Source organism: Kosakonia sp. LAM2021, from assembly GCF_016620385.1.
GTDB lineage: Bacteria > Pseudomonadota > Gammaproteobacteria > Enterobacterales > Enterobacteriaceae > Kosakonia > Kosakonia sacchari.
The window spans coordinates 125337-149007 of record NZ_JAENHT010000007.1 but is presented as its reverse complement, the minus strand read 5'-3'; the positions used below and the strand labels follow the sequence as shown (position 1 = coordinate 149007).

The following is a 23671-nucleotide window of genomic DNA, read 5'->3' as shown; positions in this document are numbered from 1 at the left end:
AGAAAGAGAGGTCAGGCCGCTTTGGGCTGTTTCTCATACAGGAAATGCAGCACTTGCTGGCGATAGCGCTGATACTGCGCGTCGTCGGCGAGCGAAACGCGCGAGCGCGGGCGCTCCAGTTCCACCGCCATCATTTCGCCAATGCTCGCCGCCGGGCCGTTGGTCATCATCAACACGCGGTCAGAGAGCAGCACCGCTTCATCCACGTCGTGGGTGATCAGCACAATGGTGGTGTGCAGGCGCTGTTGGATCTCCATCACCGCATCCTGTAAATGAGCGCGGGTTAAGGCGTCGAGCGCGCCGAAAGGCTCATCCATCAGCAGGACGCTCGGTTTCATCGCCAGCGCGCGGGCAATGCCGACACGCTGCTTCATGCCGCCGGAGATCTCGTGCGGGCGCTTATTCCACGCGTGGGACATATGCACCAGATCCAGGTTGTGCATGATCCATTCATGCATCTCCACTTTGCTCATTTCGCCGCGAAACACCTGGCGCACCGCCAGCCCGACGTTGTCGTACGCCGTCAGCCACGGCAGTAGCGAATGGTTCTGAAACACCACGCCGCGCTCCGGCCCCGGGCCGTCGATTTCGCGGTTATTGCACAGCAGACCGCCGCTGGTGGGCAGCGTCAGCCCGGCAATCAAATTCAGCAGTGTGGATTTGCCGCAGCCGGAGTGACCAATCAGGCTGAGGGTTTCGCCGGGGTGAATGTCGAAGCTGACGTTATCAAGCGCCAGAAACTCACCGCTGCTGGTGTTAAAACGCTGGCTCACTTGCTGAACCTGGATAATCGGATTGGCACGCATCAGAGCCCCCTAGCGGTTGGTGTAGTTAAAACGGTTAGCAATCCACATCAGCGCCTGCTCCAGCAGCAGACCGACCACGCCAATCACCACGATGGCGATGATGATGTGTTCCACATTCAGGTTGTTCCATTCGTTCCAGATCCAGAAACCGATGCCGATGCCGCCGGTCAGCATTTCTGCCGCCACGATCACCAGCCAGGCAATGCCAATCGATAACCGCATGCCAGTGAGGATGCCGGGCAGCGCGGCAGGCAGCAGGATTTTGCGCATGATGGCGAACTCGGAAAGTTTCAGAACCCGCGCGACATTCAGGTAATCCTGCGGGATCTGCCGCACACCTTCGGCGGTGTTGAGGATCATCGGCCAGATGGAGCAGATAAAAATCGTCCAGCTTGACGCCGGTTCCGCGCGCTGGAACAGCAGCAAACCTATCGGCAGCCAGGCCAGCGGGCTGACCGGGCGCAGCAGGGAGATGAGCGGGTTGAGCATGCTGGCGACAAAACGAAAGCGGCCAATCAAAAAACCGGTGGGAATACCGACCAGTGCAGCGAGGCCAAAACCGGTCGCCACGCGCTCTAATGAGGCCAGTACGTTCCAGCCAATGCCCTGATCGTTAGGCCCGGCGACATAAAACGGATCGGCGAAAATCTCCAGCGCCGCCAGCCACGTTTGCCACGGTGTGGGAAAGTTTTTGCTGTTCAGCGCCGCCACCTGCCACAGGCAGAGCAGCAGGCCGATGCCGAGCAACGCAGGGATCACGCGTTGCATCAGCGGGCGTAACAGCGACGGGCGACGACGCACGCGCACTTTAGCGGGCAGCGTAACGATCTCTGCCTGTTGGGGAATTTTCGCCGCTTCGTCCAGCGGGATCGGGATAACTTGCGCCTGGTTTTTCATCAGCGACCTCTCATTTTTTTACGCTAAAGCCGTTGGCGTAGGCGGCAGGGTTACTGCCGTCCCAGCGAACGCCATCCATCAACACGCTGCTGCGCATATCACTGTCCGGCAGCGAAACATTGCCCACGCTGGCGGCGGCCTGTTTGTAGATATCAATGCGGTTCACCTGGCGGGCGATGGCGAGGTAGTCCGGGTCGCTGTCGAGCTGCCCCCAGCGTTTGTGTTGGGTGAGGAACCACATGCCATCGGAGAGCCACGGGTAGTTGACCGAGCCATCGTGGAAAAAGCGCATCGCATGCTGATCTTTCCAGCTTTTACCAATGCCGTTGTCGTACTGACCGAGCATGCGGCCCACAATGGTCTCTTCTTTGGTGTTGAGATAAGCGCGACCGGCAATCACCTTCGCCGTTTCGCGACGGTTGTCATCCGAGGCGTCAATCCAGCGCGAGGCTTCCAGGATCGCGGCGGTCAGCGCGCGGGCGCTGTTGGGGTTCTTTTCGACCCAATCGGCGCGCGTACCGAGTACTTTTTCCGGGTGATCCGGCCAGATATCCTGGCTGGTCGCGGCGGTAAAACCGATGCCATCACTGATAGCGCGCTGGTTCCAGGGCTCGCCAACGCAGTAGCCGACCATGTTGCCAATTTTCATGTTCATCACCATTTGCGGCGGCGGCACCACCACGCTGCGGATGTCATTGAGCGGGTTAATACCCGCGCTCGCCAGCCAGTAGTTGAGCCACATGGCGTGGGTGCCGGTCGGGAAGGTTTGCGCAAAGGTGTAGGTGCCCGCCGGGCTGGCGGCGATATGATTCGCGAGCGCGGGCAAATCGGTGACGCCCGCCTCGTGCAGCGCGTTGGCGAGCGTGATCCCCTGCCCGTTCTGGTTGATGGTCATCAGCGCCGCCATATTGGTTTGCGGCCCGGAAAGCCCCATTTGCAGACCGTAAAGCTGACCGTAGAGAATGTGCGAAGCATTCAGCTCGCCAGAAAGAAGCTTGTCGCGCACCGACGCCCAGTTGGCTTCTTTGCTTGGTAAAATGGTGATGCCATATTTTTTGTCGAAGCCTTTCACCGCCGCCATCACCACCGAGGCGCAATCGGTGAGCGGAATAAAGCCCACGCGGATCTCTTTAAGCTCCGGTGCGTCAGAACCGGCAGCCCATGCGCGGTTAATGACGCCCGGCACCAGCAGGCTGCCGCCGAGCGCCGCGCTGCCCAGTAAAAACTGACGGCGGGAAACCGTCATACCTTTCGTGTTGTTATCACCCATGCCACCCTCGCGCTGCTCACCGTTGTGGGATGCAAAAAAAAACGGCGCCCATAAGCCTGTGCAAAGCTGCACGCTTATGGACGCCGTTGTCCGCTTAACGCTAAACCGACCGCCGTTGGCCGGGTGCGCGTTGTGATTTTTTCTGTCTGGGAAGGTTAAAGCAAAGGCTGTGCCAGAATTGAAAGCGGCGGATTTCGCGGCATATTGCCGTTAACAACCCAGCGCGGCGCACTGCGGAAGGGCACTTTTCGCACTGGCAATGTGCAGCTACTCCTTAAGGGTTAGCCTGAAAAACATCGGCCACCGCCAGCATGGCGCTGGCGATTTCAATCAGCTTTTTGTTCTGGTTCATCGCCATGCGCCGCAGGGTTTTATAGGCCTCTTCTTCGCTGATTTGCCGGTGCTGCATCAACATGCTTTTGGCGCGCTCAATCTGCTTGCGCTCGTTGAGCGTTTCGCGCAGCGCCGCAAGCTCGGTATCCAGCGCCTGTAAGCGCCGCGACTGCTGCTGCACCAGCACCAGCAGTGAACGACCAAGCTGCGGGCGAACGCCGCCGCTCTCCAGCCAGCCGTGGGCGTCGCTAAAGACCGAGTAACTGCTCTCTTCGTTCTCGTGTGCGGGCATCAGGCTTTCGATATCGGCGAGTTGCTCATTATTCGCCTGCTCGGTGGCGGCAATACGCGCCCGGCAGTGCGCCATCAACGTTTGCGCCAGCGCATCTTCCAGCGTTTTCATCTCGTCAATGCGCTGCGTGGCAAGGGCAAACCAGCGCAGACAACTGTCGGCTTCATATAACTCACGCCCGGTGCAGGCAATGCGCCGCAGGCGTTCAAACTGGCTGTCGGCCGCCATCTGCTGCCAGCGCAGGCGGTGTTCATCGTCGGCGAAATCGGCGAAGGTGGCGAAACAGCGCTCCTGCCGTTCAATCAGGCTGAGCAATTTCTGCTGCGTCTCTTCGCTGAAGGTGCCAGCGGCAAAGGCCGCCGCGCCGGTCGCGCGCTCCTGACCGGCGTACTCTTTGCCCTGCATAAAGCTGAACATGGCGATTAAATGCCTGGAGATGGCCGGTTCGGCGGCGGTGTCAGAAAGCTCAAACACCAGTGACAACAAATGGCGAATGATGTCGTTAAAAAAGCTCATTGCCTGCGGTAAACGCAACGTGCGCTGGCGGATTTGCTGGCGTAACGCAGGTAACACACTCAGGGCGTACACCACGCTTGCGACATGGCTGAACAGGCGGCTGGCCTGCGGCAGCGCGGCAATCTGCTGCTCCAGCGTGTCGAGTTGCGCCATCAGCGGGGCTTGTGCCTGCGCCACCTCTTGTTCGCGCAGGATCAGCTCATCGGCAAATTGCCCCTTGCTTGCGCAGAGGAACATATTGGAAGTTCCGCGCTCGCGTTGCAGCATATGCACAAGCTGGCTGATTTTGCTCACCAGCTCGCCGCTTTGCAGCAGATAACGCAGGCTGTTGAGCTCACACTGGCGCGAGGCGAGCAGGAAACGGATGGTGGTCGATGAATTGGCTATCATGCGTATGCTCCAGGGAAGTCCTGCTTCCCTGATGCAAGGCGCGCGCCAGGTAGAACAAATTTAGCCGCGCGGCAGCGTCGCCCGTACCATGGCAATGATGACCGCACAAAGTTCCTCTTTGGCCTGAAACTCGCTAATAGCGCCCTGCACCGCCGCCCAGGCGAGCCCTTCGGCGGCACCCAGCATGGCCCACAGCGGCGCATCGCGCAGCGGTTCGCCGCAAAATGGCGCAAACAGAGTGCGGCATTTGCCGATGAAATCGACGGCGTATTCGCGGCGGATAGTTTCCAGCTCCGGCGTACCGGCGAGCGCCGCCAGTAAACTTGGCATTTCGCGGCCCTGAAACAGCACGCACTCAATATAAGCGGTGGCAATAACCGACGCGCGCGCGGCGAGTTCCGGCGCGGTCTTTGCCAGCGCGTCATCCATTTTGCGGTTCTGGCGCTGATCATATTCGCGATAGAGCGCCGCCAGCAGCCCGGAACGGCTGGTGAAATGATCGTACACCACGGGCTTGGTGACACTGGCTAGCTCCGCCAGATGGCCGAGCGTCAGCGCTTCGGTGCCCTCTTCACGAATAATGTGCCACGCGACATCCACAAGCTGCGAATAGCGATCTTCTCGCGACAAGCGCTGACGCACACGCGTTTCCGGCATGATGCTTCTCCCTTGACAGGCTTATATACTAAAAGTAACTTACTAATGGTAGGTTACTGTTCGTATATAAGACTACGTCCGTTAACGGCGGATGGCAATCAGGAGGTTCAGATGCATGCGTTAATCGTGGTTTCTCACCCTTTAGCAAGCGCGTTAACCCATAGCGTGGCGAAAGCTGTTGCGCAGGGGATAACGGATAAGAACGGGGAAAATAGCGCAGAATTTGCCGATCTGACGCAAGAAGGCTTTAACCCGGTGTTTAACGCGGCAGATTACACCGCGTTTACGGAAGGCGCGCCGCTGCCCGCCGATGTGCTTGCCGAGCAGGCGCGCATTGAAAAAGCCGATGCGCTGGTGCTGGTGTTCCCCATTTACTGGTGGACCATGCCAGGCCAGTTAAAAGGCTGGATTGACCGGGTGTTTTCCAACGGCTGGGCCTATGAAGAGGGCGCAAACGGCAAGGTTTCCGGCAAACTTGGCCGCTTGCCTGTCCACCTTATCGCGCTGGGCGGTTCAGACATGAAAACCTTTGAAAAGCATGGCTATGCGCAATCCTGGAAGACGCAGATCGCCCACGGCATTTTTGATTATTGCGGCGCGCCGGTGCTCAGCAATGCCACGCTGATGCTGCCTGATTTCGGCACGCCGGAAGCGTTATTAAGCGAGGCGCAAAAAATTGGCGAGCGGATATTTACTCACCAGCAATAAACGTCTCTCTTTATCCGCGAAAACCCGCTACACAGGCGGGTTTGACGGATAAGCATCATCCACATCGCGAAAGGTAAGCACTGAATTTCTGTGTTTTTTATCGAACTTAAGCAAAATAGCCATGCCGGTGCGCTTTATTATCGGTTATTTCTCTTTTTACCCAGCCGAATAAAGGCGGAAAAAAGGGCCGGCGGCGAAACTATCGCCACCGGCAATTATCTCCTGCAACCGCTATTTTGCCGCCGCTTACTGGCCGGAAAAGTAGCGACGGCGCAGGGCGCGGTCGCTGCCGGCGACAAAATACCCGGAAGCGGCATCAATCCACTGCGTGGTTTCGTACAGGTATTTTGGCGACACCGCGCCCGCAACGATGCGTTGTTGCGAGCGCGCCACCGATTCACGAAACGCATAGTGGGTGAACAGGCGCATAAACTCACCAAGATAAACATCTGCCACGGCAGCGTTGCCCTTGATCACCAGCATGTTTTCATCATTGGTGTCGGTGGATGCGGCGGAAAAATTCGCCGAACCGACAATCACAATCGGCTCCGGGCCAAGCGGGTCGATCAACAAATATTTGGTGTGGATGTACGTGACATGCGTCTCTTCTACCGGGCTTTCAATCTCTTTTAGCCAGCGGTCAAAGGCGTTCAGCACCAGGTTCTGCCCAACGGCGATGGTGACATTTGGATGTTTGCGGATACGGTCGATTTCCGCCGCTTGTTGCTTGTACTGACTGCCGGAACCTTTTTTCTCCAGCAAGGCGAAGCGTAACACCTCGTCGGTGCGATCCCAGGCGGGGACAAACAGTTTGTTCATGCCGAAAGCGAAAGTGCCGAACAACGCGCGTTGCGCGCCCGCAGCCAGTTGGGCGTACCACTCCAGCGCGGTGAGCGAGGTTCGCGGCGAAAAGACGGTGCTCACTTCATCGCGCCACGGAACCGGCGGCGCGGCGGTGATCGTTTCGACTTTTTTCGCCGTTGGCGCGCGGGTTAAATCCTGCAACAGCAGTTGCCAGTAGGTTTCGTACTGCTCCGCCACGCGAGGATCGCGAACGATGTGCGCATTATTCGAGTGACCGAAAATGCCGTTTTCGCTGAGATTAGTGGAACCGGTCCAGACCTGCTGCGACACACCCTGGCGCCGCAAGACAAAGAACTTGTTATGCATATAGCGACCAGAGTGTATGCGCGGGTGCGTCAGCGCCTCGATGCCGCTATGCGCCAGATGTTTTTCATTGGACTCACGCTGCGAGTCGCCATCGTAAATCACGCTCACGGTCGCGCCGCGCGCCGCGGCGCTTTTTAACGCCTCGTAGATGCGGCTATTTTTGAATTCAAAAATGGCACCGTGCAGTTCATCGCCTTTATCAGCCTGGCCGATAAAGTGTTCCAGCCCTTCCAGCAGGCCGCGCGACAGCCACTTCCAGGCCGCATCGCCAATCTCCGCCGGGCTGGCATTGTGAAAGCGCCGGGCATACTCCTGGGAGGCAATCGCCCCACGGTTGAAGAAAATCGCGTGCTCGCCGTTATCCACCGGCTCAGTTAATACCGTCAGTTGCACCGCATCGCCCGACGTTAATGCCCCGGCTGGTCCGCGCATGGCGACAATTTCGTAGCGATATTCCGCGTTGGGCGCAACGCTGTAATCAGACCATTGAAAGGTCTGGAAAGGGTGTTTAAACGAGGAGGCCGGCACGCCCGGCGCGGGCGTCGGCTCGACGCTGGCGAAGGTTTTCATACCGCTTAACCAGATAACCTCCCCGTCGCTTTTTCGCGTGCGCTGAATGGCGAAACCGAGAATATTACCGGCGAGAATTTGCTGTTCTGGCATATCCCAGCCCAGCAACACCACATAACTGCCCGCCACCGCTAATGCCGTTAACTCACCTTGCTGCCCGCTAACACGCATGGTTTACCCTCCGCCGAATCAGAGACTCACATTACCGCGACACGCCGTATCAATTATAAACCGGATGTATGACGTGACGGTGATATCGCCCGCATCAGCAGCGCTGTGCGGGAAACGTGATTTTTTTCGAATAGAACCCGCCACTGCGGCGTTAACTCACTACTCACGCTACCGAAGGAACTCCAAATGAAAACGCTCGCCCCGCTGTTGCTGTCGCTATTTTTGCTGCCTGCCGCGCAGGTTTTCGCCGCCGGAGACGATAATACCAACAGTAAAACGCCAGACTGCCCGAGCGGGCAGGTTTATGACAGCACGCTCAAACAGTGTGTGGCGGAAAAAAGCAGCCGCCTCAGCGACGACGATAAAACCCATTACGCTTATCATCTGGCAAAAAAAGGGGAGTATCAGGCGGCTCTGAATCTGCTGGATACGCTGAAAAACGCCAATACCGCCGAAGCCTGGAACTACCGGGGTTACGCCACGCGCAAACTGGGTCGCACCGATGAAGGCATTGGCTATTATCAGCGTTCGCTGGCGCTCAACCCGCAGTATGCGAAAGTGCGTGAATATCTCGGTGAAGCGTGGCTGGTAAAAGGCCGCCCGGATCTGGCAAAAGAGCAACTGAAGACCATCGCCACGCTTTGCGGTGTGCAATGCGAGGAGTATCGCGATTTGCAGGCGGCGATTAATGGTCACCCTGAGTCCTGACTACCGGTGCGAGGAGCGCAAAATCACCACCAGTGACGTTCGCCAGCAACTTGCTGCACATCTGACACGCCTGTGGCGCTATGGGCTGGTTCTGTCGCGCAACCGCGAGGTTGCCGAAGAACTGGTGCAGTCGACCTGCGTTCGCGCGCTGGAAAAGAGCGCGCAATTTACCCCCGGCACACGCATCGACAGCTGGCTGTTCGCCATTCTGCACTCGATCTGGATCTCCGATCTGCGCGCGCGCCGCGTGCGGATGGGGCAAGGTTTTATGGAGAGCGACGAACTGCAGGCGGCGGATACCCACGCCCAGGATGACGCGCGGCGGCATTACGCGAAAGTCATGCAGCACGTCAGCGCGCTGCCGGAGGCGCAGCGCAATACCGTATTTCTGGTTTATGTCGAAGGGTTTACCTATCAGGAAGCGGCAGACACGCTTGCAGTGCCTATCGGCACGATCATGAGCCGGCTGGCAAGCGCACGCGCGACGCTGGCGAAAAAAGCCAACACGCCGCCGAAACCTCAGGAGAAACGCTCGTGAAACCCAGTATGTTTACACCGCCCTACCAGGATGACGCGATTGTCGCCTGGCTTGATGGCGAGATGAGTGAAGCAGATGCGCAACAATTTGCACGCCAGCTTGCACAAGACGAACAGCTCGCCAGCCGTACCGAGGCGCTAAAACAGGATCGAGCGGATTTCGCCGGGGCCTTCGCACCGCTGCTCAATGAGGCCCCCGAAGCGCGCATGCAGGCGCGGTTGAACGATCTGCTGGCGTCACCCCGCGCATCCACAGGCGTCAGCCGCCGTTCGCTGATTGCCGCATCGCTCAGTTTTCTGGTTATCGGCAGCGGGTTAGGCTATTTCGCAAGGCCACTGGCGGCGGCGCGTGATGAGAGCGAGAAAGTCCGCGATCTCGAAGCGCAATACATGTCGCTGTATAGCGCGGAAACACTACTGGATACAGACAGCTCGCCCACGGCATTGCAACGCGGGCTGGCGCGCACAGCGCAGGATATTGGCTTACACGTGAAGGTGGCGCAACTTGCCCTGACTGGCGCAGAACTGAAGATGGTGCGCATGCTGCGTTATGACAGCACCTCAATTGCGCAAATCGCCTGGATGGATGCGGAGTATGGCCCGCTGGCGCTGTGCATTTCGCCTGAACGACATGCCCAAACGCGCGCCTTAACGCCTGAAAATCGCCACGATATGCACCTCGTCTGGTGGCAACAGCGTGGCTATCAATTTGTGCTGATAGGCCGAAATCCGCCGCAGCAATTATCACAACACGCGCAGGCGCTGCACGCCGCGCTGTCATAAATCCCGCCCGTCACGGTTTACGCTGGTTGGCGGGCTTGAGCTTGGGCTTGGACTTGAGCTTAGACTTGGGCCTGGGCCTGGGCTTGGGCTTGGGCTTGGGCATGGGCATGAGCTTGAGCCTGGGTTTGGGCCTGGTCCTGAGCCTGGGCCTGGGCTTAGGCCTGGGTTTGGGTTTGGGCCTGGGCATGGATTTCAATATTTATCGTTACCGTGTCGTCCACCAGCATGGCGAACTTATCCATGTTAAATGCCGAACGGGAGATCGCGGTGGTGGCATGGAGTGATAGTTGTCCCGAATCCGCCCTGCGCTGTTTTTGCAGAGTGGCGTCGAGGATCACCGGGCGGCGAATATTTTTTACCGCCAGGGAGCCAAAAACACGGAAATGCCCGTCGCCTAAATCCACCACCCGGCTACTGCTAAAGGCGATAGTCGGGTAGTGCTCCGCATCAAAAAACAGGCTGCTTTTCAACTGGTAAGTCAGCAGGCTGTTAGAGGCGATAAGTGTCGCAACGGGGATCGTCACGTTGATGCGATCCTCCCTCTCCTGCGCCGGATTCAGCGTTACGTCGCCACTTACACCGTCAAGATGCGCCTGTGACACGCCGCCAAAGGCGTGCCAGGAGAGCGCAACCGTGGTTGCCGGCGTGGCGATACGGTAGCTGAGCGGCATCGCCTGTGCTCCCGGCGCGCTTAAAAGACCAATCATCATGGCCGGAATGATGCGTTTCATAAATGGATTCTCCCGATTGCAGATACCCCGTAAACGCGCCAGGCGGGAACTTTATTCGTTATAACGGCTTTTGCTTACAAAATTGTCAGTTAACGGTCAGGCAATTGTTAGCGGCAACGCTTTATATTATTGGCGTCAGTTATAGGTAATCATCAGGGCCAGCGTCATGAAACTCCTTTTAATCGAAGACGAAGAGAAAATTTCGTCTTACATCAACACTGCGCTTCGCGAGCAGGGTTACAACGTCGATGTCTGCGCCGACGGGCGCGAGGGGTTGTTCCTGGCAACGGAGATGGACTACGACGCCATTATTCTGGATGTCATGCTGCCGTCGATGGACGGGTATACCGTTATCACCAGCCTGCGCAAGCTGAAACAGACGCCGGTGCTGATGCTTTCCGCGCGCGGTTCGCTTGATGAGCGGGTTAAAGGGCTGCGACTGGGCGCGGATGATTACCTGACCAAACCGTTTTCACTGATTGAGCTGGTGGCGCGCATTCAGGCGCTGCTGCGCCGCCGACCAACCGACGGGCTCGATATTTCTCAGTTGCAGGTTCACAACCTGCAACTCGATTTGCTCGCGCGCAAAGTTTACCGCAACGGTACGCGCATCGACCTGACGCAAAAGGAGTTCGCCCTGTTAAGCCTGCTCGCCAGGCACCAGGGGGAAGTGCTGTCGAAAATGATGATTGCCGAGCAGGTCTGGGATATGAACTTTGAAAGCGACGCCAATATTGTCGAAGTCGCTATCAAACGTCTACGCGCCAAAATCGACTCGCCGTTTGAAGAGAAGCTGCTGCACACCGTGCGCGGTATGGGTTACATCCTTGAGTATCGCGACGAAGATCCCGGCAAAATGAGTGCGTATGTTTAAACGTTCTATTTCCCGCAAACTGGCGCTGACGTTTGCGGTGGTCACCTTATGTATTGCCCTCGCCTATGCGCTTTGCCTGCGGGAATCGCTGCGCGAATCGCTAAATAAACAGATGCATAACGAGTTGATGTTCCGCTACTCACTGGTGGAGCCGTTGATCGTTTCCAAGTTTAATCACCATGAACTCGATGAGCTCAAAACCAAGCTGATGAGCCTGAGTAACTCGGAAGGCGGGCGCGTTCACTACTGGATTTTAAGCAGCGATCCGACGCTGCAAGTGGGTGGCGAGCCGCCAAAAGAGATCGATCTCAACGCGCTTAACGATGGCTTCAGCCGCGTTAACCGGGAAAAAACCGACCAGTGTCCGCTGTTTATTCTGACGAAAACCATTCGCTACCGCGATGGCGTGACGCCGCTGCATTTTGTGGTTTCTATCGACTCCACGCCGTATATGGGCACGCTGAATGAATTTACCCAGGTGCTGATTTTTATCACCACCATGGGCGTGCTGTTCGTGACCTTTTTAGGCTTTGTTATCTCCCGCCAGGGGATGCAACCGGTGGAACTGCTCAGCCAGCAGGCGCGTGAACTTGCGCCAGGGATTGACGGCCAGCGGCTGGACGCCACTGCGCTCCCGCAGGAGTTGCAGGGGCTGGCGGAAGCCTTTAACGGCGTGCTTGCCCGCCAGCAAACCGCATGGCGACAACTGGAAAGTTTTAACGCCGATGTGGCACACGAGTTAAGAACGCCGCTCTCAAGCATTCTCGGTCAGACTCAACTGGCCCTTTCGCGCAAACGCAGCCATGAAGAACTCGAAGCCTGCCTCGAATCAAACCTTGAGGAGGTAAACCGCATGACGTCGATCGTCAACGACATGCTGTTTTTGTCCCATGCGCAAACCGGCAAACATCCGGCGCAGCTTGCGGAAGTATCCCTGCGCGAGGAAGCGTTAAAAACAGCCGAATATACCGAACCATCGTTTACCGATCGTCATTTGCACTTACTGATCGAAGGTGATGTGACGATCTGCGTCGACAGGCGGTTGTTTACCCGCTCGCTCGCCAATTTGCTGGAAAACAGCGCCCGCTACGCCTACGAAAACAGCCAGGTCACGGTCACCTTAAGTCGCAACGATCAGCATGCGACGGTGAGCGTTAAAAATTATGGCGATGCCATTGAAAGCCACCATCTGGAAAGATTGTTTGAGCGCTTTTACCGCGCCGATCACGCCAGAACGCAAAGCGATACCAACCACGGGCTTGGGCTGTCGATTGTCAAAGCGGTGGCGCAAATGCACGGCGGTGATGTCTTTGCCACCAGCCTGAACGGCGAAAATACCTTTGGCTTTACGCTGGCGCTAAATAAATAGCGCCAGCCATTCCCTGACAGCTTTGACAGAATGGCGTCATTCGCCCGTCAGGGTGCCGCCAATATACTGTTCATGCTCACTCATTGGTTTTTTTATTCAAGGAATCGCGCATGAACACTCACACGATTATTATCATTGCCCGTATCTTAATTACCCCGCTATTTTTATATAGCGGCAGCGGAAAAATAATTAACTTCACCGATAACGTATTAAAAACGCCGTTTGGCGACATGCTAATTGGCAAACTGATGATCATTTTTGCCATTGCCATTGAACTGGGTGGCAGCATTGCATTTATTGTTGGTTATCGGGTAAAAGAAATATCACTATTGTGGATCTTCTATATTTTCCTCACCAGTATTATGTTCCATCAATTCTGGGCGGCGAGCGGCCCCCAGCAAGCCGGGCAAGTGATTCAATTCACCAAAAACATGAGCATTTGTGCCGGCCTGCTCTGTTTCTACCTGCTGGCGCGTGAACAACGAAAATCATAGCCAGCAAAAAAGGCGCCCTGCGCGGCGCCTTTTTCAATGTCTGAATCATTAACCCCGGCCTTTCGCGAATGAAAGACCGGGGTTAATTGCACACTATTATTTGTACAAAATCGCATTGCCATAAATATACTCATCGCCACCGGCGGAGATGATTTTATAGTATTTCGCGTTATCTTTTTCAGCGGCTTGCTGAACTTGCGCTTCGAGATCTGCGACCGTATCGGCTTTGGCAATTGAAATGGTGCCCATCGGCACCAGGCCGCTATCGTCGGTGACCGGTTGCGCGGCAAACGCGCCGAAAGAGATTGCACTAAACAGTGTTGCAGCCAGCACGGTGTTAATAATGGTTTTCATAATAAAGCTCCGCATAAAAGAGGTTTTAATAATCATGTTTCAACGTAAGCAATATTACGCAGCGCATGCTGACCAGCGGCTGACAGTTTTATAACAAGTTTGTCAGACTGGCTTTATTTACAGGATTAGACATTTCTTGGAATAAAATAAGAAACGTGCAGTCATGCACGGTGAAATATTAATCACAACTGACGCTGGTTAAAGAGAATAATTATCGATGTAGCAACGTGTAATAAAATATAAATGCTGTAACGCTTATACCCGGAGTTTTCCGACAATCCCGGTAAAGCCGATATTCATCGCTATGCTTACTGAACGACTTTTTCATTCAGTATGGCAACGGTAATGCCGCTGATAACGCATTACGACGGAGGTAACATGAAAATAGCAATGGTACTGACATCCCACAGCGAACTGGGCAATACCGGTAAAAAAACCGGCTTCTGGCTTGAAGAGTTCGCCGCCCCTTATTACGTATTCAAAGACGCAGGCGCCGAGGTTGTGCTCGCCTCACCCGCCGGTGGTCAGCCACCGCTCGATCCGAAAAGCGATCTGCCGGATTTTCAGACCGAACTGACCCACCGTTTCAAAGCCGACCCGGCCGCGCAGCAGGCGCTGGCTAACACCGTTAAACTCGATAGCATACGCGCCGGGGATTTTGACGCTGTCTTTTACCCCGGCGGCCATGGCCCGCTGTGGGATTTGGCCGAATCCGACACCTCGATTGCGCTGATTGAAGCGTTCGAACGGGCCGGTAAACCGGTGAGTTTCGTCTGCCACGCGCCGGGCGTGTTGCGCCATGTGAAAACCACCTCCGGCGATCCGCTGGTGAAAGGCCGTAAAGTGACCGGCTTTACCAACGGCGAAGAAGCGGATGTTGAACTGACCAATGTGGTGCCGTTTCTGGTGGAGGACGAATTAATAGCGCTCGGGGCGAAGTATGACAAAGGGCCGAACTGGGCACCGTTCGTCATCGAAGACGGAAAACTGATCACCGGTCAGAACCCGGCCAGTTCTGAAGCCGTGGCGAAAGCGTTAGTCGCCATGCTGAGTTAATTGCTGTTGCCGCCATTGCCAACAGCGTAATGGCGGCGCCTCGCAGCCTCTTTTGCGCAGCAACACCGAGTAATCCGGAAATAATAGAACCGCGCTTCTTCCTGCCTGCCCCGCCTCTTTAACGATAAATTGCCCAAAATGTGAGGGCCCGCAAAGCACCAGGTCAACCAGAGACAATTTTGTAGCCTTATGAAATACCCGCACCGATAACCCTCCCGTATACTTGCTTCAACCCAAGAAAAAAGTCATTTAGGTTAGGCGCACCGCCAGCACGAAGAGAGATAAACGAGTCTGGCTGGCGGATCATCGGACAATGAGGGTCGTTTTTATGGAAAAGAAACATATTTACCTGTTTTGTTCTGCGGGCATGTCGACGTCATTGCTGGTGTCGAAGATGCGCACCCAGGCGGAAAAATATGAAGTCCCGGTCATTATTGAAGCATTTCCCGAGACGCTCGCCAGTGAAAAAGGCCCGCAGGCCGATGTTGTTTTATTAGGTCCACAAATCGCCTGGATGTTACCGGATATCCAGCGTCTGCTTCCCAATAAGCCTGTCGAAGTGATCGACGCCTCGCTGTACGGCAAAGTCGATGGTTTAGGTGTTCTGAAGGCCGCCGTGGCGGCAATAAAAAAAGCCGCCGCCAATTAAACGTTTTGCGTTCGCTTATCACACAGTGATCCCACACATTCACCGCAATGTTGCATTGCGGTATTTAAGGGTATTTTTCTATGAGTAATGCCATTGCTTCACTTGAAAAGATACTGGTGCCTTTTGCGGTAAAAATCGGCAAACAGCCACATGTTAACGCCATTAAAAACGGCTTTATCCGCTTAATGCCCTTGACCCTCGCCGGGGCGATGTTTGTCTTAATTAATAACGTGTTCCTGAGTTTTGGCGAAGGATCGTTTTTTTATTCGTTGGGCATTCGGCTGGATGCCTCGACCATTGAAACGCTGAACAGTTTTAAAGGCATCGGCGGCAACGTCTATAACGGCACGCTGGGCATTATGTCGCTGATGGCACCTTTTTTTATCGGCATGTCGCTGGCGGAAGAGCGCAAAGTGGATGCGCTGGCCGCCGGGTTGTTATCGATTGCCGCGTTTATGACCGTCACCCCATACAGCGTCGGTGAATCTTACGCCGTTGGCGCAAACTGGTTAGGCGGCGCGAATATTATTTCCGGGATTATTATTGGCTTGGCCGTGGCGGAAATGTTCACCTTTATCGTGCGACGCAACTGGGTGATTACCTTGCCAGACAGCGTGCCGGCTTCGGTGGCGCGTTCGTTCTCGGCGCTGATCCCCGGTTTTATTATTCTGTCGATTATGGGGATTATCGCCTGGGCGCTGAATCACTACGGCACCAATTTCCATCAAATCATCATGGACACCATCTCCACGCCGCTGGCTTCGCTGGGCAGTGTGGTCGGCTGGGCATATGTGCTGTTTGTGCCGCTGCTGTGGTTTTTCGGCATCCATGGTTCGCTGGCGCTGACCGCATTGGACAGCGGCATCATGACGCCGTGGGCGCTGGAAAATATTTCTGTCTATCAACAATATGGCTCGGTTGAAGCAGCGCTGGCAGCGGGTAAAACGTTCCATGTCTGGGCGAAACCGATGCTCGACTCCTATATCTTCCTCGGCGGCAGCGGCGCAACGCTGGGACTGATTATTGCCATTTTCCTCGCTTCACGCCGCGCGGATTACCGCCAGGTGGCGAAGCTGGGTCTGCCTTCCGGTCTGTTCCAGATTAACGAACCGATTTTGTTCGGCCTGCCGATCATCATGAACCCGGTGATGTTTATCCCCTTCATTCTGGTGCAGCCGATACTTGCCGCCATTACGCTGCTGGCCTACTACACCGGCTTTATTCCACCGATCACCAACATTGCACCGTGGACGATGCCAACCGGCCTGGGCGCGTTCTTTAATACCAACGGCAGCATCGCCGCGCTGTTGCTCGCGCTGTTCAACTTAGGTATTGCCACGCTGGTTTACCTGCCGTTCGTGATGGTTGCCAACAAAGCGCAGAACGCCATTGAGCAGGAAGAGAGCGAAGAAGATATCGCTAATGCACTGAAATTCTGACCGAACCCGGCGGGTCTAGCCCCGCCGGAAACCACGCGAGGAGCACATATGTTCGATCTCGACACCGTCCTGGAGAGCACCACACCAGCCGATGAGCTGGAAGAAGTGGTGATGGGTTTAATCATCAACTCCGGGCATGCGCGCAGCCTGGCGTACACCGCGCTGAAACAGGCTAAACAGGGTGATTTTGACGGCGCAAAAGCGCTGATGGAGCAATCAAGGCTGGCGCTCAACGAGGCACACCTGGTGCAGACTAAACTGATTGAGGGCGATCAGGGCGAAGGCCGGATGAAAGTGAGCCTGGTGCTGGTGCATGCACAGGATCATCTGATGACGTCCATGCTGGCGCGCGAGCTGATAACGGAACTGATTGAGCTTCACGAAAAACTGAAATAACAAGGAGTGAATAATGCAGCCTTCGATCAACACGCTGGGGATCAAAACCGTTCAAGAACAGCAGTTGTTTAACGGTAAAAATTTCCATGTGTTTATCTACAACAAGACGGAGAGCGCCAGCGGGCTGCATCAGCACGACTACTACGAGTTCACGCTGGTATTAACCGGTCGCTATTACCAGGAGATTAACGGTAAGCGTGTGCTGCTTGAGCGCGGTGATTTCGTTTTTATCCCGCTGGGTTCGCACCACCAAAGTTTTTATGAATTTGGCGCGACGCGGATCCTCAATGTGGGGATCAGTAAACGCTTTTTTGAACAGCATTATCTCGCCCTGCTGCCATTTTGTTTTGTCGCCTCGCAGGCCTACCGCGCCAGCAGCGCTTTTCTGAGCTACGTGGAAACCGTTATCGCCTCACTCAATTTCCGCGAAACCGGGCTGGACGAGTTTATCGAAGCGGTGACCTTTTATGTCATTAACCGCCTGCGCCACTACCGCGAAGAGCAGGTGGTGGATGACACGCCGCAGTGGTTAAAAACCACCATTGAGTCAATGCACGATAAGACGCAGTTTGGCGAAAACGCGATGGAAAATATGGTGCAACTGGCGGCGAAATCGCAGGAGTATCTGACCCGCGCCACGCGGCGCTACTACCGCAAAACGCCAATGCAGATCATTAATGAAATCCGCATTGATTTCGCCAAGAAGCAACTGGAAATGACCAACTATTCGGTCACCGATATCGCTTATGAATCGGGTTACAGCAGCCCAAGCCTGTTTATTAAAACATTCAAGAAAATGACCTCATTCACCCCCAATAGTTACCGAAAAAGGTTAACGGAAATCAACCAGTAACGGCGAGCGGGCTGAACGTTTTACACCACCGTGTCTGACACGAAGGGAGAAATCATGAAGCAGAAATTAAAAGTCGTCACCATTGGCGGCGGTAGCAGCTACACCCCGGAATTACTGGAAGGGTTTATTAAGCGCTATCACGAACTGCCGGTCACCGAATTATGGCTGGTCGATGTTGAGGACGGAAAAGAGAAGCTGGATATTATTTTCGATCTTTGCCAGCGCATGATTGATAAAGCCGGCATCCCGCTAAAACTCTTCAAGACGCTGGATCGTCGCGAAGCGCTGCACGAAGCGAACTTTGTCACCACACAGTTGCGCGTGGGCCAGTTGAAAGCCCGCGAACTGGATGAGCGCATTCCGCTGAGTCACGGTTATCTGGGCCAGGAAACCAACGGTGCAGGCGGGCTGTTTAAAGGCTTGCGCACCATTCCGGTTATCTTCGACATCATCAAAGATGTCGAGGAAATCTGCCCGGATGCGTGGGTCATTAATTTCACCAACCCGGCGGGAATGGTTACCGAAGCGGTGTATCGCCACACCGGTTTTAAAAAGTTTATCGGCGTGTGCAATATTCCGGTCGGCATGAAGATGTTTATTCATGACGTGCTGGGTCTTAGCAGTAGCGATGATGTTGCCATGGATCTGTTTGGCCTTAACCACATGGTGTTTATTAAAGATGTGCTGGTGAATGGTGAATCGCGTTTTGCGGAGCTGCTCGACGGTGTGGCCTCCGGCAGGCTGAAAGCCTCCTCGGTGAAGAACATTTTCGACCTGCCGTTTAGCGAAGGGTTGATCCGCTCCCTCAATCTGCTGCCCTGCTCTTATTTGCTCTATTACGTTAAGCAAAAAGAGATGCTGGCGATTGAGATGGGCGAGTACTACAAAGGCGGCGCACGGGCGCAGGTGGTGCAGAAAGTCGAAAAACAACTGTTTGAGCTGTACAAAGATCCTGAGCTAAAGGTGAAACCGAAAGAGCTTGAGCAGCGCGGCGGCGCGTACTATTCCGATGCGGCCTGCGAAGTGATCAACGCTATCTATAACGATAAGCAAACCGAGCACTATGTGAATATTCCGCATCACGGGCATATCGATAATATCCCCGCGGACTGGGCGGTAGAGATGACCTGTACGCTGGGGCGCAACGGCGCGACACCGCACCCGCGCGTCACCCACTTTGATGAGAAAGTGTTGGGGCTTATCTACACCATTAAAGGCTTTGAAGTGGCGGCCAGCAAAGCGGCGCTCAGCGGCGAGCTAAACGATGTGTTGCTGGCGCTAAGCCTTAGCCCGCTGATCCACTCCGATCGCGACGCGGAAATTCTGGCGCGTGAAATGCTCCTTGCTCACGAAAAGTGGCTGCCAAACTTTGCCAGTACCCTTGCGCAACTGAAAGCTGAACATCACTAACCGGGACGGGCTATGGAATGCTTATTGATTGTTAACGCGGATGATTTTGGCCTCAGTAAAGGGCAAAACTACGGCATTATCGACAGCTTTCGCCATGGTGTTGTCACCTCAACGACCGCGCTGGTCAACGGCGATGCGGTGGAGCATGCCGCCGGGCTGAGTCGGCGCGAACCTTTGCTCGGTGTCGGCATGCACTTTGCGCTAACGTTAGGCAAACCGCTGACGCCGATGCCCGGCCTTGCGCGTGACGGACAACTGGGGAAATGGATCTGGCAGATGGCGCAGGAAGATGCGCTGCCGCTGGAAGAGATAGCCGGTGAACTGGAAGCACAGTATCAACGGTTTATCGCCCTGTTTGGCCGGGAGCCGACGCATCTGGACAGCCATCACCATGTGCATATGATCCCGCAGATCCTGCCCATCGTTGCAGAGTTCGCCGCAGAGCGCGGCGTGGCGCTGCGCATCGATCACGCCGCGTTGCCGGCAGACTTCGCGCTACCCGCCACACTGCGCACGACACAGGGTTTTAGCAGTGCGTTTTACGGCGAAGCGATTTCTGAAGCACTCTTTTTACAGGCGCTGGATGTATCTAACGCACAAGGAGAAAGCTCGCTGGAGATCATGTGCCACCCGGCGTTTATCGATAACACCGTGCGTCAGAGCAGCTACTGTTACCCGCGCTTAACGGAACTGGACGTGCTGACCTCACAGTCGTTGAAATATGCGATTGCCGAGCGCGGCTACCGGCTGGGGAGCTTTCTGGATATTTAACGCCGGCGTTGCGGCGCGCCTTTGCGCCGCAACCTTGAGCTGTTACCACCACACTTCGGCCTGAACGCCCACCGCTAACTGATCCTTTTTCTGATCGCCAAACTGGAAATGGCTGATGCCGTTATCCTGCGCGCGAATATAGGTCGTATAAAAACGGATCTCCGGTCGCGAGGCCAGCAGGCTGGTGTCGACTTTCAGTGCGTGATAGAGCGTGGTTTTATAACCCTGCTCATGGTAATTCACGCCCTGCTGTTTGTTGGTCTGTGTAAACCACCCCAGTTCAACCCCGGTTTGATTGTAGTTGTCCCAAATCCACGCCGGGCGCACCACCGCACGGAAGCTGTGATAGTCCGTATGCGCGCCGGTATCGTAACTGTAAATATCGTTACCCGCCGAGTAGATCAGCGCATGCGCCATTACCACGTGGGAGAACGGGTACGCTTCGCCCTGCGAGATCAGGCGAAACGCTTTGCCGTAGCTGTGCTCGCCGTAGTAGCTGTCGCCATAGCCATACGTTGGGCTGGGGCCAAATGGCTGAGCAAAGCCGCTGGCGAGCGAGTTATCCGCCGCCTGTACGGTAAACTCCTCAAAACCGCCCGCGCTAAGCGCCTGGCGAACAACCACACCGGCCAGCCACGCATCTTTTATGCTGTAGTAGCTGCCGTTATCCTCACGGTTTTTATAGGTGTCGGATTTGTTCGCCACCGAATAACGGGCAAGCAGAGCAAGCGTCGCGTTATCCCACAGCGGGATATTGTTGTAGCGCACATCGAGCGTATTGGTATTCACCTGCAGCGCCTCGCTGGCGGCAGGATAGCTCACCGCATGGGCATTCAAATCCTGACGCACCAGCGCGGCATTGAGCTGGCCCACGCCGAGCTGCCAGTTTTCAATGCCTACACCCGCGCCGCTCTCGGTGAGGTGGCTTTTCCAGTCCAGCATCTGGATTTCATATTTCGGTAAGTTGTGTTTGCCGACCCAAAAGTCCGCTTCCGGCGCAAAGGGAAGAAACCCTTTGGTGGTCAGGTAAATATCAGAAAATTGCAGTCGGCTTTCTGCATCTTTATCAAACCAGGCATCGCCATATTGCTCACCCACATTGCCGTCGAACAGCACCACCGCATGGGCCGTTTTTCCATTCTGATCATAGACGCGTTGTTTGAATTGCAGGTCGAACCAAGAGGAATATTCATTCCCAAATCGTCCGACGGATCCAACGGCGTAAGGCTGTGGCGATCCATGGCTGGCAGCGCCCCAACCGGAACGAAGATAGCCGGAATAGGTAAAACCGATATCTTCTTTGACAAAATCGCTAATCTCTTTCAGCGTTGGCGCTGCTTTTTCCGTTGCCGCATTGTTTGTAATATGTTTATTAACGACTGTCGTTACAGGTTTATTCGTTTTATTTTCAGATTCGGTTTCCTGATACTGTTTTAATGCCGCTTTGGTCTGTGATAATTCAGCGGCATTTTCCTGTAACTGTTTTTCCAGCTGCGCAAGGCGCTGTTCAACCGTCAGGCTTTGCGACCAGGCATTACCGCATACGGCCGAGATAAACAGCACAAGCAATGTTTTCTTCATTGAAAATTCCCTTTGTAAATAGAAAGCAAATAAGTTAGTGGTGTGCGTTACGTGAAGAAATCCGCTTCTTCAAAAATAAAAACCATGAAGAAGCGGGAGAATGCTTAATAAGCAAAGTTCTAATTATTATCTCAATTATTCCCTGGAGATGACGCAGAGGCTCTACACCGACAACAATAGTCGTGCAGAGCGAATATTTATGTCCACTGTGAATTCCACTCTATTTGATCTATCTCGCAGAATTAATGCGAAAACAGATCAATATTACATTGTTCTGTAATCTGTATTCCTAATAAAAAATAATATAATCCTAAATTTCCATTTCATTATTAACGAGGGAATTTAAAGACTCACTTAATAATATTGATAAAGGCATTACGTTATGTGAAGGATTTATAGAGGCTTTATGAAACACCAGGAAAATATAATCACCATACTGGAATTAAGAATAGGGATAACTGAGCCGTAGCCAATATAATTATCCTAAAAAATCCACGTGCCACCGTGGATTTGTTTTGTCCGCGCTTACATCCAGTCCTCTACCGCGCCATCGAGCGGGCGCAGCGGCGGCGTAATCCGTTCAATCTCCTCTTCAATATCAAATTCCGTGAGATCCTCTGCCGTGGCTAACAAAAAAGTCTGGCCTTGCGGGGAGATCCATTCAGAGATGAAATATTGCTCCTTGCGTGACAGCTCAATTTTCTGCAGCCCTTCCCGGTCGAAAAATTGCCCGTAGCGCTCATCATGTTTTGATAAGTTCAACCCCATGGCCGGGTAAACACCGCGCCACACCTCGCCATGATGCTTGCCGCCCAGCACCAGGTACTCCTGCATAATCTTCTTGCTCATCCGCGCTCCTCACCATGCTGTTTCTTTTAAGCGTAGACAACTCTCCGCTCACCCTTTGAAAAGCGCACGCGACACGCCTCAGGCTTGCTGTGGAAACAGTACGACGACACGCGTTACGGAATGTCCTGAATCACGCCTATAAACGTCATTTAAGACATACAGGGTTTGCTTATGATGCTTCCAACGCATCTATTGCTGACCTAAGGAGACTCGCATGACCACCGCTACGCAACCTCACAAAGGCACGGCTGTTATCACCGGCGCATCAACCGGTATTGGCGCAATTTACGCCAACCGCCTTGCCAGAATGGGCTATGACCTGATTATCGTCGCCCGTAACCATAACCGCCTGAACCAGATGGCCAGCCACATCACGGCAGATACCGCCCGCAATGTGGAAGCCGTCGCCGCCGATTTAAACGACGCCCAACAACTGCGCACACTGGAAGCGAAGCTGCGTGAAGATGCCAGCATCACGCTGCTGGTGAACAACGCCGGCATCGGGACGCACACACCGCTGTTATCCAGCGATGTCGATCAGATGGAGGCGATGATTAACCTCAACGTCACCGCGCTGACCCGCCTCACATATGCGGTCGTTCCAGGTTTTGTGGCGCGCGGCGCGGGCGCCATTATCAATATCTCCTCGATTGTCGGCATCGCGCCGGAACTGCTGAACGGGGTCTACGGCGGAACAAAAGCCTTTGTGCTGGCGTTTAGCCAGTCGCTACATCATGAACTCGCAGATAAAGGCATTCAGATCCAGGCCGTGTTACCCGGCGCAACAGCAACGCCTTTCTGGGACAACGGCGGCTTGCCGCTGGAACAGCTGGATAAATCCATAGTGATGAGTGCTTACGATCTGGTCGACGCCGCGCTGGTTGGCTTCGCGCAGGGTGAACTCGTCACCATCCCCTCACTGCACAACGACGCGGACTGGCAGGCAATGGAACAGCGCCGACAGGCCATGCTGCCCAATCTCTCCAGTAACGTACCGGCTGAGCGCTACCGCCCGGCTACCACGCACTGAGCACCCA

Annotated in this window: 25 protein-coding genes; 15 read left to right on the top strand and 10 right to left on the bottom strand. The window is 54.8% G+C overall.

The window, feature by feature from the left end; genetic code table 11:
• Positions 1-11: 11 nt before the first annotated feature.
• The 5 genes from JKP81_RS16005 to JKP81_RS15985 form a co-directional block, all read right to left on the bottom strand.
• The gene (locus JKP81_RS16005; RefSeq protein ID WP_200552501.1) at positions 12-806 is read right to left on the bottom strand and encodes an ABC transporter ATP-binding protein; all 795 of its coding nucleotides are present in this window, start codon (positions 804-806) and stop codon (positions 12-14) included.
• A gap of 9 nt (positions 807-815) precedes the next feature.
• Positions 816-1703, bottom strand: coding sequence for a nitrate ABC transporter permease (gene ntrB, locus JKP81_RS16000; RefSeq protein WP_200552500.1), 888 nt, complete (start codon positions 1701-1703; stop codon positions 816-818).
• 10 nt (positions 1704-1713) lie between these two features.
• Positions 1714-2973 (bottom strand): CmpA/NrtA family ABC transporter substrate-binding protein, encoded by a 1260-nt coding sequence (locus JKP81_RS15995; RefSeq protein WP_200552499.1) that lies wholly within the window; start codon positions 2971-2973, stop codon positions 1714-1716.
• A gap of 274 nt (positions 2974-3247) precedes the next feature.
• Entirely contained in the window at positions 3248-4504 is a 1257-nt protein-coding gene (locus JKP81_RS15990; RefSeq protein ID WP_200552498.1) for a nitrate regulatory protein, read from the bottom strand.
• A 60-nt stretch (positions 4505-4564) separates the two neighbouring features.
• Positions 4565-5161: a TetR/AcrR family transcriptional regulator gene (locus tag JKP81_RS15985; protein WP_200552497.1), complete on the bottom strand. Its 597-nt coding sequence runs from the start codon at positions 5159-5161 to the stop codon at positions 4565-4567.
• A 111-nt stretch (positions 5162-5272) separates the two neighbouring features.
• Between JKP81_RS15985 and JKP81_RS15980 the strand changes: the two genes are divergently transcribed.
• Positions 5273-5869: an NAD(P)H-dependent oxidoreductase gene (locus tag JKP81_RS15980; RefSeq protein ID WP_200552496.1), complete on the top strand. Its 597-nt coding sequence runs from the start codon at positions 5273-5275 to the stop codon at positions 5867-5869.
• Between the two features lie 246 nt (positions 5870-6115).
• On the opposite strand, the gene JKP81_RS15975 is transcribed toward JKP81_RS15980, so the two are convergent.
• A complete protein-coding gene (locus tag JKP81_RS15975) occupies positions 6116-7780 on the bottom strand; it encodes a phospholipase D-like domain-containing protein (protein WP_200552495.1) in 1665 nt (554 codons plus the stop codon).
• A gap of 186 nt (positions 7781-7966) precedes the next feature.
• Between JKP81_RS15975 and JKP81_RS15970 the strand changes: the two genes are divergently transcribed.
• The 3 genes from JKP81_RS15970 to JKP81_RS15960 are packed head-to-tail and all read left to right on the top strand — an operon-like array spanning position 7967 to position 9808.
• Positions 7967-8488 (top strand): tetratricopeptide repeat protein, encoded by a 522-nt coding sequence (locus tag JKP81_RS15970; RefSeq protein ID WP_020454992.1) that lies wholly within the window; start codon positions 7967-7969, stop codon positions 8486-8488.
• The gene (locus JKP81_RS15965; RefSeq protein WP_200552494.1) at positions 8469-9026 is read left to right on the top strand and encodes a sigma-70 family RNA polymerase sigma factor; all 558 of its coding nucleotides are present in this window, start codon (positions 8469-8471) and stop codon (positions 9024-9026) included. Before JKP81_RS15970 ends, JKP81_RS15965 begins: the two co-directional genes overlap by 20 nt.
• Entirely contained in the window at positions 9023-9808 is a 786-nt protein-coding gene (locus JKP81_RS15960; RefSeq protein ID WP_200552493.1) for a hypothetical protein, read from the top strand. Before JKP81_RS15965 ends, JKP81_RS15960 begins: the two co-directional genes overlap by 4 nt.
• Before the next feature lie 155 nt (positions 9809-9963).
• On the opposite strand, the gene JKP81_RS15955 is transcribed toward JKP81_RS15960, so the two are convergent.
• Complete coding sequence (locus JKP81_RS15955; protein ID WP_200552492.1) at positions 9964-10539, bottom strand: YceI family protein; 576 nt, start codon at positions 10537-10539, stop codon at positions 9964-9966.
• A gap of 166 nt (positions 10540-10705) precedes the next feature.
• Here JKP81_RS15955 and JKP81_RS15950 point away from each other — a divergent pair, with 166 nt between their 5' ends.
• The 3 genes from JKP81_RS15950 (at position 10706) to JKP81_RS15940 (ending at position 13276) form a co-directional block, all read left to right on the top strand.
• The gene (locus JKP81_RS15950; RefSeq protein WP_200552491.1) at positions 10706-11413 is read left to right on the top strand and encodes a heavy metal response regulator transcription factor; all 708 of its coding nucleotides are present in this window, start codon (positions 10706-10708) and stop codon (positions 11411-11413) included.
• Positions 11406-12782: a heavy metal sensor histidine kinase gene (locus tag JKP81_RS15945; RefSeq protein WP_200552490.1), complete on the top strand. Its 1377-nt coding sequence runs from the start codon at positions 11406-11408 to the stop codon at positions 12780-12782. The genes JKP81_RS15950 and JKP81_RS15945 overlap by 8 nt, the downstream gene beginning before the upstream one ends.
• A 110-nt stretch (positions 12783-12892) precedes the next feature.
• Positions 12893-13276 (top strand): DoxX family protein, encoded by a 384-nt coding sequence (locus JKP81_RS15940; RefSeq protein WP_200552489.1) that lies wholly within the window; start codon positions 12893-12895, stop codon positions 13274-13276.
• Positions 13277-13372: 96 nt separating this feature from the next.
• Here the strand turns inward: JKP81_RS15940 and JKP81_RS15935 are convergent, their stop codons facing one another.
• Positions 13373-13630: a YdgH/BhsA/McbA-like domain containing protein gene (locus JKP81_RS15935; protein ID WP_020454999.1), complete on the bottom strand. Its 258-nt coding sequence runs from the start codon at positions 13628-13630 to the stop codon at positions 13373-13375.
• A 378-nt stretch (positions 13631-14008) separates the two neighbouring features.
• On the opposite strand from JKP81_RS15935, the gene JKP81_RS15930 reads away from it, so the two are divergent.
• The 7 genes from JKP81_RS15930 to chbG all read left to right on the top strand — a co-directional run bounded on the left by JKP81_RS15930 (position 14009) and on the right by chbG (position 20204).
• Positions 14009-14686 carry a type 1 glutamine amidotransferase domain-containing protein gene (locus JKP81_RS15930; protein ID WP_200552488.1) on the top strand — a complete coding sequence of 226 codons (678 nt, stop codon included), beginning with the start codon at positions 14009-14011 and terminating at the stop codon, positions 14684-14686.
• Between the two features lie 328 nt (positions 14687-15014).
• Positions 15015-15335 carry a PTS sugar transporter subunit IIB gene (locus JKP81_RS15925; RefSeq protein ID WP_017459242.1) on the top strand — a complete coding sequence of 107 codons (321 nt, stop codon included), beginning with the start codon at positions 15015-15017 and terminating at the stop codon, positions 15333-15335.
• Positions 15336-15415: 80 nt separating this feature from the next.
• The gene (chbC, locus tag JKP81_RS15920) at positions 15416-16774 is read left to right on the top strand and encodes a PTS N,N'-diacetylchitobiose transporter subunit IIC (RefSeq protein WP_017459241.1); all 1359 of its coding nucleotides are present in this window, start codon (positions 15416-15418) and stop codon (positions 16772-16774) included.
• 48 nt (positions 16775-16822) lie between these two features.
• Positions 16823-17170 carry a PTS N,N'-diacetylchitobiose transporter subunit IIA gene (gene chbA, locus JKP81_RS15915; RefSeq protein ID WP_200552487.1) on the top strand — a complete coding sequence of 116 codons (348 nt, stop codon included), beginning with the start codon at positions 16823-16825 and terminating at the stop codon, positions 17168-17170.
• 13 nt (positions 17171-17183) lie between these two features.
• Positions 17184-18023, top strand: coding sequence for a transcriptional regulator ChbR (gene chbR, locus JKP81_RS15910; protein ID WP_200552486.1), 840 nt, complete (start codon positions 17184-17186; stop codon positions 18021-18023).
• A gap of 54 nt (positions 18024-18077) precedes the next feature.
• Complete coding sequence (locus JKP81_RS15905; protein ID WP_200552485.1) at positions 18078-19433, top strand: 6-phospho-beta-glucosidase; 1356 nt, start codon at positions 18078-18080, stop codon at positions 19431-19433.
• Between the two features lie 12 nt (positions 19434-19445).
• Positions 19446-20204 (top strand): chitin disaccharide deacetylase, encoded by a 759-nt coding sequence (gene chbG, locus JKP81_RS15900; RefSeq protein ID WP_200552484.1) that lies wholly within the window; start codon positions 19446-19448, stop codon positions 20202-20204.
• 42 nt (positions 20205-20246) lie between these two features.
• Here chbG and JKP81_RS15895 read toward each other — a convergent pair whose 3' ends face one another.
• Together JKP81_RS15895 and JKP81_RS15890 are read right to left on the bottom strand one after the other, a co-directional pair.
• Complete coding sequence (locus JKP81_RS15895; protein WP_200552483.1) at positions 20247-21785, bottom strand: carbohydrate porin; 1539 nt, start codon at positions 21783-21785, stop codon at positions 20247-20249.
• Between the two features lie 525 nt (positions 21786-22310).
• Positions 22311-22634 (bottom strand): hypothetical protein, encoded by a 324-nt coding sequence (locus tag JKP81_RS15890; RefSeq protein ID WP_200552482.1) that lies wholly within the window; start codon positions 22632-22634, stop codon positions 22311-22313.
• Positions 22635-22848: 214 nt separating this feature from the next.
• Between JKP81_RS15890 and JKP81_RS15885 the strand changes: the two genes are divergently transcribed.
• Positions 22849-23664 (top strand): SDR family oxidoreductase, encoded by an 816-nt coding sequence (locus tag JKP81_RS15885; protein WP_200552481.1) that lies wholly within the window; start codon positions 22849-22851, stop codon positions 23662-23664.
• The last annotated feature ends 7 nt before the right edge of the window (positions 23665-23671 follow it).

Coding starts and splice junctions, on each gene's coding strand:
- JKP81_RS16005 (WP_200552501.1), bottom strand. CDS start 806: ATGCGTGCCAATCCGATTATCCAGGTTCAGCAAGTGAGCCAGCGTTTT.
- ntrB (WP_200552500.1), bottom strand. CDS start 1,703: ATGAAAAACCAGGCGCAAGTTATCCCGATCCCGCTGGACGAAGCGGCG.
- JKP81_RS15995 (WP_200552499.1), bottom strand. CDS start 2,973: ATGGGTGATAACAACACGAAAGGTATGACGGTTTCCCGCCGTCAGTTT.
- JKP81_RS15990 (WP_200552498.1), bottom strand. CDS start 4,504: ATGATAGCCAATTCATCGACCACCATCCGTTTCCTGCTCGCCTCGCGC.
- JKP81_RS15985 (WP_200552497.1), bottom strand. CDS start 5,161: ATGCCGGAAACGCGTGTGCGTCAGCGCTTGTCGCGAGAAGATCGCTAT.
- JKP81_RS15980 (WP_200552496.1), top strand. CDS start 5,273: ATGCATGCGTTAATCGTGGTTTCTCACCCTTTAGCAAGCGCGTTAACC.
- JKP81_RS15975 (WP_200552495.1), bottom strand. CDS start 7,780: ATGCGTGTTAGCGGGCAGCAAGGTGAGTTAACGGCATTAGCGGTGGCG.
- JKP81_RS15970 (WP_020454992.1), top strand. CDS start 7,967: ATGAAAACGCTCGCCCCGCTGTTGCTGTCGCTATTTTTGCTGCCTGCC.
- JKP81_RS15965 (WP_200552494.1), top strand. CDS start 8,469: ATGGTCACCCTGAGTCCTGACTACCGGTGCGAGGAGCGCAAAATCACC.
- JKP81_RS15955 (WP_200552492.1), bottom strand. CDS start 10,539: ATGAAACGCATCATTCCGGCCATGATGATTGGTCTTTTAAGCGCGCCG.
- JKP81_RS15950 (WP_200552491.1), top strand. CDS start 10,706: ATGAAACTCCTTTTAATCGAAGACGAAGAGAAAATTTCGTCTTACATC.
- JKP81_RS15945 (WP_200552490.1), top strand. CDS start 11,406: ATGTTTAAACGTTCTATTTCCCGCAAACTGGCGCTGACGTTTGCGGTG.
- JKP81_RS15940 (WP_200552489.1), top strand. CDS start 12,893: ATGAACACTCACACGATTATTATCATTGCCCGTATCTTAATTACCCCG.
- JKP81_RS15935 (WP_020454999.1), bottom strand. CDS start 13,630: ATGAAAACCATTATTAACACCGTGCTGGCTGCAACACTGTTTAGTGCA.
- JKP81_RS15930 (WP_200552488.1), top strand. CDS start 14,009: ATGAAAATAGCAATGGTACTGACATCCCACAGCGAACTGGGCAATACC.
- JKP81_RS15925 (WP_017459242.1), top strand. CDS start 15,015: ATGGAAAAGAAACATATTTACCTGTTTTGTTCTGCGGGCATGTCGACG.
- chbC (WP_017459241.1), top strand. CDS start 15,416: ATGAGTAATGCCATTGCTTCACTTGAAAAGATACTGGTGCCTTTTGCG.
- chbA (WP_200552487.1), top strand. CDS start 16,823: ATGTTCGATCTCGACACCGTCCTGGAGAGCACCACACCAGCCGATGAG.
- chbR (WP_200552486.1), top strand. CDS start 17,184: ATGCAGCCTTCGATCAACACGCTGGGGATCAAAACCGTTCAAGAACAG.
- JKP81_RS15905 (WP_200552485.1), top strand. CDS start 18,078: ATGAAGCAGAAATTAAAAGTCGTCACCATTGGCGGCGGTAGCAGCTAC.
- chbG (WP_200552484.1), top strand. CDS start 19,446: ATGGAATGCTTATTGATTGTTAACGCGGATGATTTTGGCCTCAGTAAA.
- JKP81_RS15895 (WP_200552483.1), bottom strand. CDS start 21,785: ATGAAGAAAACATTGCTTGTGCTGTTTATCTCGGCCGTATGCGGTAAT.
- JKP81_RS15890 (WP_200552482.1), bottom strand. CDS start 22,634: ATGAGCAAGAAGATTATGCAGGAGTACCTGGTGCTGGGCGGCAAGCAT.
- JKP81_RS15885 (WP_200552481.1), top strand. CDS start 22,849: ATGACCACCGCTACGCAACCTCACAAAGGCACGGCTGTTATCACCGGC.